This window comes from Kamptonema sp. PCC 6506 (assembly GCF_000180455.1).
Classification (GTDB): Bacteria; Cyanobacteriota; Cyanobacteriia; order Cyanobacteriales; family Microcoleaceae; genus Kamptonema; species Kamptonema formosum.
This window is the reverse complement of record NZ_CACA01000071.1, coordinates 18,537-29,267: the sequence shown is the minus strand read 5'-3', so window position 1 is coordinate 29,267 and position 10,731 is coordinate 18,537. Positions and strand designations below refer to the sequence as shown.

Below are 10,731 nucleotides of genomic sequence, written 5' to 3'. Positions count from 1 at the left end.
TAAAAAAATTATGATGAAATTGGATAAAATCAATGATGTTAAAGAGATAGCGCTAGTAGTAAATTTTAAAAGTATCCTATAAGAAGTCTGGATTAAAGCAGAGTCGGGGTTATTGAGGAGCGGGAGGAACAAAATTTATGTCTCAGAACGTAATGACTAAACAGCTAGCCCTAGAGCCAGCAGAAGAGGCGATCGCCAACCAAACGGGTTTGGTTGATTCCTATGCAGAGCGATTGATGGACGAACTATTTGAAGACGTTGACCGAGCGCTAGACAGTAGTGCCGGTCTGCCCACAGAACCAGTGCAGGCAGAATTCGTCTCCCTTAAACCGATCGCAGTACCGCAAATTATTTTGTCCACACCATCGATGCCGTCTCAAGAAGACAGCATCGATACCGAAGCGATCGCGCGTCACGCCATATTAGTCGCCAAAAAGCAGCAAGCCAAACAATCCTTTGACAGAATCCTCTTAGGAGCAGCCTTTGCCTCCCTATTACTCACATTAGGCTTGTGGCTAGCAAGCAGAAGCGGAATGCGGCGATTTGTAGTCTCTACCCCTACTGTCTCAGCATCCCAAGCAGCTACAGAGGCAAAAGCAGAGGCAGATTCCCAGTTTGGAATCTATATGCAGCAAGCCCTTGATGCCCTCGACCAAAAAAAAGCAACACAACCCAAACTGCAAAATCCTAACCTTCCCGGAGCACCAGTCACAACCAACCTGCCAGCGATTCCAGTTCCCGGTTCTCCTCCCCCAACTGCCGGCCTCGCGCAAGCCATCAACCGCGTTGCAGATGCCATACAGCAAGTCTCCGCTCAGCCAGGGACACCTCCTACCCAAGTAGTAATTGTTCCCCCGGCGGCTGCTCCTAAAACAGCGCCCTCCTCGGCCTCTCCGACAACAAGTGGGGTATTACCTACAACTCCAGCAATTCCCCGAACTAATGTAGCGCCAGTAACTCCCTCAGCTCCAGTAGTTAGCCCGGAAGCTGCACCGTCTTCAGGAAGAATCTTAGCTCGCGAACCTGAACGTCAACCAGAAGCCGCCCCGGAAGCCTCAACTGCTCCCCAACCAGCAGAGTCAACACCAGCAGAGTCATCTCCTGCGAGTGAAGCCCCAACTACGATTCATACTCTAGTAGGGATTTTAGAACTAGGCGATCGCTCCGCCGCCCTGTTTGAGATTGAGGGCGTAGCCCGCCGGATCTATGTAGGCGAAAGCATTGGTGCTAGTGGTTGGACATTAGCAGAAGTCAAAAATCAGGAAGCGGTTATCCGTAAAGGTGGTGAAGTCCGCTCTATTTTTGTCGGACAGAAGTTTTAAAATTGGTAGTTAACTGTTAACGGTTAACTGTTAACGGTTAACTGTTAACTAACTATTAACTATCAACATGGGCTTATTCGACGATTTCAGCCGCTTTCTAGAAACACGATTAGAAGAGTTCTTGCGAAATAATCCGCATCTAGAGTTGCAGGCGCTAGAAGAACAATTACGGGAACAAGAAGAAGACACCTTGCGCCTTATTGCCGATCTGCAACGACAAGAAAAAAAGTTACAGGAAGAAATTCTGGCTACAGCTCAAGAAATCCAACGCTGGCACTCTCGTCTCGAAAAAGCTAAAGCCGCAAATAGAGTAGATTTAGCTCAAGCAGCTCAAGAACGAGAGGCTGCTCTACTGCGTCAAGGAAATCAACGCTGGGGTCAAATGCAAGGATGTAAAGAGCGCATTGCTAAATCCAAAGAACTTTATCGGCAAATCCAAGTGCGCCGTCAAGAAGTGCGGGCTAAAGCAGCGGAAGCAGCAACAGCAGCAGCAGCAACTGCAACTGCTACTGCGACTGCTACCACTAATCAAAACGATCAACGCTGGGATACTAAAGGTTGGAACCAAAGCAGTAATTATAGTTCCGGGAACCAATCCGATCTTTTAGAAGAAAAGTTTAAACGCTGGGAAACAGATGAGGAAATTGAGCAACTGAAGCGGAATATGGGAAGGTAATTGTTAGTTGTTAGTTGTTAGTTGTTAGTTGTTAGTTGTTTGTTGTTTGTTGTTTGTTATTAGTTAAAAACTTACGCATTCACGTAACGCCACCCTCTGGGCGGTAAAGATAAGCTGTTCTGCATTTAAACCATACTACCCTAGCGAACTCTCCGGCTCGCACCACAAAGGATTGACAATTTTGGAATAGGTAATTTAGATGTATAACAGCTTACCGTCCAGAGGGCGACGTTACAATAATTATCGCGTACCCAGAAAAGTAGGCAAGGAATTATATTAGATGCACTCTCAAACTACAAACCGTTTACAACGGCCTAAGAGAACTAGAAAAATTTTAATTGGATTAGTTACTCTGTGGGGAGGAATCGCTACCGCCTGTCAAGCACCACCAGTCACAGAAAACAGCCCTCAGCCCTCTATTACTAACAACTCTACTAGCAGCTATACTAGCAATTCTACTATTAAGAATTCTCCGGTTCCTGTCACCCGGTTTGATGGCACAACCATTACCTTAGTAACTCGCGATCTACCGCCGATCGCAGAGCCCATAAAACGACGAGTTCCTGAATTTGAGAAACTCACAGGAGCAAAGGTAAATGTCGTCATGTTTCCCTTTGGGAAATTGTATGAGGAAATCAAGCAGGATTTGAGTCAAGGAACTAACAAATATGATGTCCTTGTCTTCGCGCCTCAATGGATGGTGGACTATGCCACCTCTGGATATTTGGAAAAGTTAACTCAGCGAGTCGCGACTGACACTGCCATTGATTGGAATGACATCGCCCCATTTTTCCGCGACTTCAGTTCGACTTATCAAGGCAAAATTGTCTCCATTCCCCTAGACGGCGACTTTCAGATGGTTTACTACCGGACAGATTTACTGGAACAAGCAAATATCAATCCCCCGGAAACTTGGGAAGACTATCTGGCGATCGCTAAACAGTTTCATAACCGCGACTTGAACAACGATAACACTCCCGATTACGGTTCCTGCACCTCTAAAAAGTCTAACTCCCAATCCTTCTCGATATTTTGGTCTATTGTCACTTCCTTTGTCCAAAGTCAGGGTACTCAGCAAGGCGCATTTTTCGATCCAGACACTATGAAGCCGTTAGTCAATAATGAAGCTGTAGCCGCTGCTCTAGATATCTACAAGGAAACAGTAAAATACGGCCCGCCTGACGAGTTGAATTTTGACGTAGAACACTCTCGTAGTTCCTTTATAGCTGGTCGCTGTGCATTAACTTTAGACTGGGGTGATATTGGCACCTTGGCGATCGCGCCTAACTCCAAAGTCAAAGACAAAGTAGGGGCCGTCATATTACCAGGAACTAAAAAAGTGCTCGATCGCGCCACTGGCAAATTAATACCTTGCGACAAACTTACTTGTCCTTTTGCTATTAACGATGTCAATCACGCTCCTTATGCAGCCTTTGGCGGTTGGGTTGGAGCTATTAACAACGCCGCCCCCCCCAAACACAAAGATGCAGGTTACGCTTTCATATCTTACCTCAGCCAACCAGCCCAAGCCAATACCGATGTAACCATTGGAGTAACAGGTTTCAATCCCTACCGCACCTCCCAGTTTACCAACCGCGAACCCTGGCTAAAAGCAGGCATGAGTTTTGAAGCTGCTAGCAAGTACCTTGGTGCGATCGGTGTTAGTCTAAGAAGTCCAAATATCGTACTTGACCTGCGAATTCCTGAAAACAACCGTTATCAAGGAGAAGTTTTAGATCAAAATATTGCCGATTTCCTGGCTGGAAAAATTACCAGAGACGAAGCGGTAGAGAAAATTAATAATGGATGGGAAGAAATTACAAATAAAATGGGAAGAGAGAAGCAACGCGCTGCTTACCGAGCGTCCCTCGGCTTGAATCCATAAACAATGCTGCTAATTGTTGAGAGTTAACGGCTAATTGCTAATTGCTAATTAAAAGCAGTAGCTAGTTAATTAAATAATTTAATAATTTAGTTAAATGTCCGTAGTTGTGATTTAGAGTTAAAACACAACTACATACAAATTGTTTAATACCAAATCCGGCTTAAAATCCCCCTTTAGTCTTTAGTCAGCATGGGCGAATTTTGCTTGTCTACCAGCGGTTTCAATCACTGAGCAATAAAGGTGGTAACTTGGCTAGGCTTGACTGTGCTTGAGTTGCAATGACGTATTTTGGTAAAAATGCGTAAGCCCTAATAAGATGAAAAACTTCAAATTTATCAAAGCCAAACACCGGGGTTGGGGATTAAGCACTAAACTCACCGCCGCCTATTCCATCTTGATTGTACTCGTCGCTGGAGCACTGACAGCAAACCTTTACCTGCACTTGCGGAAAGCCCAACGTCACGCCATAAGCGATCGCCTCCTGGATCTCGTCAGCCTAGCCGCCCCCCAAATGGATAGTGACTACCATTCCCTTGTTGTCACCTACAGCGATCAGCAGCGCCCTTACTATCAGATCCTTCGCCAGCGCCTCCAAGCCTTTCAAGCAGCAACCAAAGGTATCAAACGAGTTTATACCCTCCGCCAGCAGCCCAACGGCAACATCGTCTATGTAATCGATTATTCCCCCCACCCAACCCGAACGCCACTGTCGGTGAAACCCTTACGAAGTTGACACCTCTGTTGAAAGGTGGTTTGAGCAATATTTCCGGGCCGATGGTAGAAAATACTCTGATGCAAAACCAAGCTGGAAATGCGATCTTATCGGGTTACGTACCGATTGTGGACGCGATGGGGCGGCGGGAAGGCGTACTAGCGATCGAATTGGACGCTTCTGGGGTGCTTCAGAGCGAAATTCAGGCGAGAAACGCGGCTCTGATCACATTTTTGGCAACATTACCATTAGCAGTGAGCATCGGTTGGTGGCTGGCGCGGCGGCTGACTTCGCCGATCGCAGAACTGGTTGCGGGGGCAGAAGCGATCGCCGAAGGACAATTAAATCAGACTGTTAAAGTTCGCAGTAAAGATGAAGTCGGCATTCTCGCTGATACTTTCAACCGCATGAGTTACCAGTTGAAAGAATCTTTTGACACCCTCGAAGCTAAAGTTGTGAACCGTACTGCCGAACTCGCCCAAGCCAATCAAGAAATTATCGCACTTAATAATCGTCTAAAAGCTGAAAATATCCGCATGAGCGCTGAGTTAGAAGTGACGCGGAAACTACAACAAATGATTTTGCCCAAAGCAGAGGAACTCAGTCAAATTCCAGAATTAGATATCGCAGGATTTATGGAACCCGCTGACGAAGTTGGCGGCGACTACTATGACATTGTGCGGAAAAATGGTCGCATCAAAATCAGCATCGGCGATGTCACAGGACACGGTTTGGAAAGCGGAGTGTTAATGATTATGGTACAAACGGCGCTGCGAACATTGCTAGCCCATAATGAAACTGACTCTGAGAAAATTTTAAACACCATAAATTCCACAATTTATGAAAATGTGCAGCGAATGAATTCTGATAAACACTTGAGTCTTTCTTTGCTAGATTACGAGCGGGGAACTCTGACTTTTAGCGGGCAACATGAAGATATAATCATCGTGCGTGGCGGCAGCGATGGTCAGCCGTTAGTGGAGATCGTTGATACAGAAAATTTAGGTTTCCCTATTGGTTTAGAAGCTGACATTGCTCGTTTTTTTGGGTCAAATAAGGTACAACTACAATCAGGAGATGTGGTGGTACTATATACTGATGGTATTACTGAAGCTCCCAATTTGGAAAAAAGGCAATACGGTTTAGAACGCCTAATGGAGGTTGTCAAACAAAGCTGGCAACTTACTGCTGATGAAATTAGGCAAGCCGTCATTGCCGATCTGCGGCTGCATATTAATACAGAAAAAGTTTATGATGACATTACCCTGGTAGTTTTCAAGCAAAAATAGTGACACAGATTAATATATACTTAGGATTTAGCAATTAGTGGTTAATAAAGAACTTTACCTGATCCGTCATGGCATAGCCGCCGATCGCGAAGATTGGCCCACAGACGAGGAGCGCCCCCTCACCAAAGAAGGCGATCGCAAAACAAAAAAAATAGCCCATCGCCTCCTCGAACTCGGCCTTCACTTCGACCTCATCCTTACCAGCCCCCTGACACGAGCCAAAGCCACAGCCCAAATCCTACAATCAGTCGGTTTAAGTTCCCAAATAGAACAATCCGCCGCCCTAGCCCCCGAAGGAGACATCCAAACCTGGCTAGACTGGTATCAGCAATGGCAAATAAACGGTGGAACTAACCTAGCCCTCATTGGGCACCAGCCAGATTTAGCCAACTGGGCCGAAATATTACTCTGGGGCGAATCGCGCGATGCCCTGATCCTGAAAAAAGCAGGCATCATCGGCCTCATCCTCCCCCAAACAGGCTCCCCAGTAAGTCGTAGCCAAATGTTCTGGCTCACTCCCCCCAAATTCTTACTGGGATCGTAACCCCCCTGTTGCACAGTTAGAGAGAGCCAGCAATTTAGGCTTAACCCTAAAACCTGTAAAATAACACTTGTTAAATAGGCGACACCACAAAACTTTCTGGTAATGTAACTTGAGTAGGTTCAGCTCGCACAAAGGGTAATCTCATGGTTGTCATCGGCGATTTCAAGCCAGGTTTAGAAGGTGTACCCGCTACCTTGTCCAGCATTAGCTACGTCGATGGACAAAAAGGCTTGCTGGAATATCGGGGAATTAGTATTGAAGAACTCGCAGCCAAAAGTTCGTTTCTGGAAACTTCATATTTATTAATATGGGGGAAATTACCAACAAAAGAAGAACTTGCAGCCTTTGAGCACCAAATTCGGTATCACAGACGAGTCAAATACCGCATCCGGGACATGATGAAATGCTTCCCAGAAACGGGCCATCCAATGGACGCTCTGCAAGCATCCGCAGCCGCCTTGGGCTTATTCTATTCCCGTCGGGCTCTGCCCAATCAAGAATATGTCCGGGAAGCAGTAGTGCGGCTGCTAGCGAAAATTCCCACAATGGTAGCGGCATTCCAGTTAATGCGAAAAGGCAACGATCCCGTACAACCAAGGGATAATTTGGACTACTCCGCCAACTTCCTGTATATGCTCAACGAGCGGGAACCAGATCCCTTGGCCGCTTACGTTTTTGATGTTTGCCTCACCCTCCACGCCGAACATACGATCAATGCGTCTACATTTTCGGCAATGGTGACAGCTTCCACCCTCACAGACCCTTATGCAGTGGTTGCTTCAGCAGTAGGAACTCTAGCGGGGCCGCTGCATGGGGGAGCGAATGAAGAAGTAATTGATATGCTCGAAGAAATTGGCTCTCCAGAAAATGTACGAGCCTATGTAGAAAAGTGTGTGGAAAACAAACACAAAATCATGGGTTTTGGACACCGAGTCTATAAAGTGAAAGACCCCAGAGCAACCATTCTTCAAGGATTAGCAGAACAACTGTTTGAGAAATTTGGCCATGATAAGTATTACGATATTGCTCTGAAATTAGAGGAAGTCGTAGAGGAAAAACTGGGTCACAAAGGAATTTACTCGAATGTAGATTTCTACTCAGGTTTGGTTTACCGAAAAATGGGGATTCCAACGGATTTGTTTACGCCAGTGTTTGCGATCGCACGGGTTGCGGGATGGCTAGCTCACTGGAGAGAACAGCTACACGAAAACCGCATCTATCGACCGACTCAAATCTATACAGGGGAGCATGGAGTTCCTTATACGCCGATTGAAAAACGGAGTTAAATTGGTAATTGGTAATTGGTAATTGGTAATGGCTAATGGCTAATTACTCATCTTCCCCATCTCCCCCTACTCCTCTGCTCCCCCTCTCCCCCTCTCCTTCCCTAGCCCCTAGCCCCTAGCCCCTAGCCCCTAGTTATAAGTATAATTTCACGGTTGCCCGCGTTTGCCTACGCTTTGGAACGGTATACTGTTAGGCGGTAAAGCATTACAAAATCTTTACAGAAGTTCCGCAAGCCCACTCAAGTAGTGCAACGCTTGCGGCGCAACAGTTCAAAATTATATGTGATGAGTCTGAAGCTGGCCAAATGAATGCAGGAATAGACTTACAAGGAAGTTTTGTACAAGCCCTAACCAATTTGGGCTTGCCAGGGGATATCGCCAAACTGGTGTGGCTACCGCTGCCGATGTTAGTAGTGATTCTGGGAGCCTCAGTCGGCTTACTCGTCGCCGTCTGGCTAGAGCGGAAAATCTCGGCCGCTGCCCAACAGCGCATCGGGCCAGAATTTATCGGGCCTCTCGGAGTGCTCGCACCCCTTGCCGATGGTTTGAAACTGCTTTTCAAGGAAGATATCGTCCCCGCATTGTCTGACCCATTGCTGTTTACATTGGGCCCGATGATTGTTGTGATTCCAGTTTTTCTGTCCTACTTAATCGTTCCCTTTGGACAAAATTTGGTAATCGCTGACATAGGGACAGCGGTTTTTCTATGGATTGCCCTGGGTAGCATTCAGCCGATCGGCCTGCTGATGTCGGGCTATGCCTCCAACAATAAATATGCGCTTCTGGGTGGACTCAGAGCCGCTGCTCAGTCGATTAGTTACGAAATTCCTCTGGCATTGTCAGTATTAGCGATCGCAATGATGTCCAATAGCCTGAGTACGATCGATATCGTGCAACAACAATCTGGCTACGGCATTCTCGGCTGGAATCTCTGGCGACAACCTGCCGGTTTTATCATCTTCTTGATAGCAGCACTGGCAGAATGCGAACGCTTACCCTTTGACCTCCCCGAAGCAGAGGAAGAATTGGTCGCAGGATACCAAACTGAATATACAGGCATGAAATTTGCCTTGTATTACATCGCTTCCTATGTCAACCTCCTCCTATCTTGCCTGTTAGTAGCAGTTTTGTATCTGGGCGGTTGGAATTGCCCAATTCCCGTAGAACTGCTGGGAAACTTGCTAGGAGTGAGCGATACAACTCCTTGGTTGCAAGTAATTACAGCAACTCTCGGCATCACGATGACGCTGCTGAAAGCTTACTTCTTGCTGTTTCTGGCAATTCTTTTACGCTGGACGCTCCCACGAGTTCGGATTGACCAATTACTAGACCTGGGCTGGAAGTTTTTATTGCCCGTGTCTCTAGTAAACCTACTGTTGACAGCAGCTTTAAAACTTACCTTCCCCTTTGCATTTGGCGGCTAAGCAAGAAGTGTGAAATATGAAGTGTGAACTATTAAATTTCATACTTCTCTCTTCTTCCTTCTTCTTTCTTCCTTCTTCCTTCAAAGAGAGAACACGATGCTAAAATTCCTCAAACAAGTTAGCGATTACGCCAAAGATAGTCTGCAAGCAGCTAAGTATATCGGTCAAGGTCTATCCGTCACCTTTGACCACATGAGCCGCCGTCCGATTACAGTGCAGTATCCTTACGAAAAACTCATCCCCTCAGAGCGGTTTCGGGGCAGAATTCACTTTGAATTTGATAAGTGTATTTCCTGCGAAGTCTGTGTACGGGTTTGTCCGATAAACTTACCCGTTGTGGATTGGGAATTTAACAAGGAAACGAAGAAGAAACAACTCAAGCACTACAGTATTGATTTCGGAGTTTGTATCTTCTGCGGTAACTGTGTAGAATATTGTCCGACAAACTGTTTGTCGATGACAGAAGAATATGAATTAGCGGCTTACGAGCGCCACGAATTAAACTTTGACAATGTGGCTTTAGGTCGCTTGCCTTACAAAGTTACAGACGATCCGATGGTTTCGCCAATGCGAGAATTTGCTTATTTACCGAAAGGAGTAAACGATCCGCATGAAGTGTCACACACGGCTCGGCGTGCTGGTTTACGCCCAGAAGAGATTCTGGAAAATGCAGAAAAAACAAATTAGTTGTTAGTTAATTGTTAGTGGTTAGTTGTTAGTTGATGGTTGATAGTTGATAGTTGATAGTATTAAGATACCAATTACCAATTATCAATTACCAATTACCAATTACCAATTACCACTCAACCACTAACAACTAACAATTAGCAACTAACCACTAACAATTAGGAATTAGGGACTAAATTGTGAATCTAGCAGAAGGGGTTCAGATTGTTTCGTTCGGCCTGTTAGCCGTAATGATGATTGCAGCAGCTTTGGGTGTAGTGCTGTTTTCCAATATCGTCTACTCAGCTTTTTTATTAGCTGGAGTGTTTATGAGCATTGCGGGAATATACCTTTTGCTCAACGCTGACTTTGTAGCAGCGGCCCAAGTTTTGATTTACGTGGGAGCTGTTAACGTCTTGATTTTGTTTGCCATTATGTTGGTAAACAAGCGAGAAGACTTTCGAGCGATTTCCAATGCTTGGGTGCGAAAAGCTGCAACTGCTGTAGTTTGTGTAGCATTGTTTGCACTTTTGGGAACAATGGTATTATCAACACCCTGGGCTATTTCAACAGCAACCTTACCTGCGGGTGAGAGTTCTATTGTAGTAATTGGCAAGCATTTCTTCACTGACTTTTTGCTACCATTTGAGCTAGCATCGGTGTTTTTGTTGATGGCAATGGTGGGAGCAATTATTTTAGCTCGCCGCGACTACTTACCGGATGAAATAGCCGGACAGCCACTTAAGCAACCTGTTTTGACCTTGGCAGAAAGACCTCGTGAATTGGTTTCTGTCTCGGGCGATGGTAGTTCGTCAGATGTCAAAAAATGATAGTAATGCTGCCCTAATAGCGATTAAATAATCTTTAGTAGGGTGGCGTTACTATTCTAGTTTTTAGTAATTTTAATGGGAGAGAATCAAGAATTTT

General features: G+C 45.7%; 10 protein-coding genes. All 10 read left to right on the top strand.

Annotated elements, in window-relative coordinates; all coding sequences use genetic code 11:
- Positions 1-137 precede the first annotated feature (137 nt).
- The 10 genes from OSCI_RS03550 to OSCI_RS03505 all read left to right on the top strand — a co-directional run bounded on the left by OSCI_RS03550 (position 138) and on the right by OSCI_RS03505 (position 10,634).
- On the top strand, positions 138-1,322 hold the full coding sequence (locus tag OSCI_RS03550; RefSeq protein ID WP_007353483.1) for a hypothetical protein: 1,185 nt from the start codon (positions 138-140) through the stop codon (positions 1,320-1,322).
- A 67-nt stretch (positions 1,323-1,389) separates the two neighbouring features.
- Complete coding sequence (locus OSCI_RS03545) at positions 1,390-1,998, top strand: TIGR04376 family protein (protein WP_007353482.1); 609 nt, start codon at positions 1,390-1,392, stop codon at positions 1,996-1,998.
- A gap of 280 nt (positions 1,999-2,278) precedes the next feature.
- Complete coding sequence (locus OSCI_RS03540; protein ID WP_007353481.1) at positions 2,279-3,883, top strand: ABC transporter substrate-binding protein; 1,605 nt, start codon at positions 2,279-2,281, stop codon at positions 3,881-3,883.
- A 316-nt stretch (positions 3,884-4,199) separates the two neighbouring features.
- Positions 4,200-4,616, top strand: coding sequence for a hypothetical protein (locus OSCI_RS03535; RefSeq protein ID WP_007353480.1), 417 nt, complete (start codon positions 4,200-4,202; stop codon positions 4,614-4,616).
- Entirely contained in the window at positions 4,613-5,884 is a 1,272-nt protein-coding gene (locus OSCI_RS03530; RefSeq protein ID WP_007353479.1) for a PP2C family protein-serine/threonine phosphatase, read from the top strand. Before OSCI_RS03535 ends, OSCI_RS03530 begins: the two co-directional genes overlap by 4 nt.
- A gap of 37 nt (positions 5,885-5,921) precedes the next feature.
- Complete coding sequence (gene sixA / locus OSCI_RS03525; protein ID WP_007353478.1) at positions 5,922-6,428, top strand: phosphohistidine phosphatase SixA; 507 nt, start codon at positions 5,922-5,924, stop codon at positions 6,426-6,428.
- A 143-nt stretch (positions 6,429-6,571) separates the two neighbouring features.
- Positions 6,572-7,714 (top strand): citrate synthase, encoded by a 1,143-nt coding sequence (locus OSCI_RS03520; RefSeq protein WP_007353477.1) that lies wholly within the window; start codon positions 6,572-6,574, stop codon positions 7,712-7,714.
- 305 nt (positions 7,715-8,019) lie between these two features.
- The gene (nuoH, locus tag OSCI_RS03515) at positions 8,020-9,138 is read left to right on the top strand and encodes an NADH-quinone oxidoreductase subunit NuoH (protein ID WP_007353476.1); all 1,119 of its coding nucleotides are present in this window, start codon (positions 8,020-8,022) and stop codon (positions 9,136-9,138) included.
- A gap of 96 nt (positions 9,139-9,234) precedes the next feature.
- Positions 9,235-9,825: an NAD(P)H-quinone oxidoreductase subunit I gene (ndhI, locus tag OSCI_RS03510; RefSeq protein WP_007353475.1), complete on the top strand. Its 591-nt coding sequence runs from the start codon at positions 9,235-9,237 to the stop codon at positions 9,823-9,825.
- A gap of 179 nt (positions 9,826-10,004) precedes the next feature.
- On the top strand, positions 10,005-10,634 hold the full coding sequence (locus tag OSCI_RS03505; protein ID WP_007353474.1) for an NADH-quinone oxidoreductase subunit J: 630 nt from the start codon (positions 10,005-10,007) through the stop codon (positions 10,632-10,634).
- Positions 10,635-10,731 lie beyond the last annotated feature (97 nt).

Coding starts and splice junctions, on each gene's coding strand:
- nuoH (WP_007353476.1), top strand. CDS start 8,020: ATGAATGCAGGAATAGACTTACAAGGAAGTTTTGTACAAGCCCTAACC.
- OSCI_RS03550 (WP_007353483.1), top strand. CDS start 138: ATGTCTCAGAACGTAATGACTAAACAGCTAGCCCTAGAGCCAGCAGAA.
- OSCI_RS03540 (WP_007353481.1), top strand. CDS start 2,279: ATGCACTCTCAAACTACAAACCGTTTACAACGGCCTAAGAGAACTAGA.
- OSCI_RS03520 (WP_007353477.1), top strand. CDS start 6,572: ATGGTTGTCATCGGCGATTTCAAGCCAGGTTTAGAAGGTGTACCCGCT.
- OSCI_RS03535 (WP_007353480.1), top strand. CDS start 4,200: ATGAAAAACTTCAAATTTATCAAAGCCAAACACCGGGGTTGGGGATTA.
- ndhI (WP_007353475.1), top strand. CDS start 9,235: ATGCTAAAATTCCTCAAACAAGTTAGCGATTACGCCAAAGATAGTCTG.
- OSCI_RS03545 (WP_007353482.1), top strand. CDS start 1,390: ATGGGCTTATTCGACGATTTCAGCCGCTTTCTAGAAACACGATTAGAA.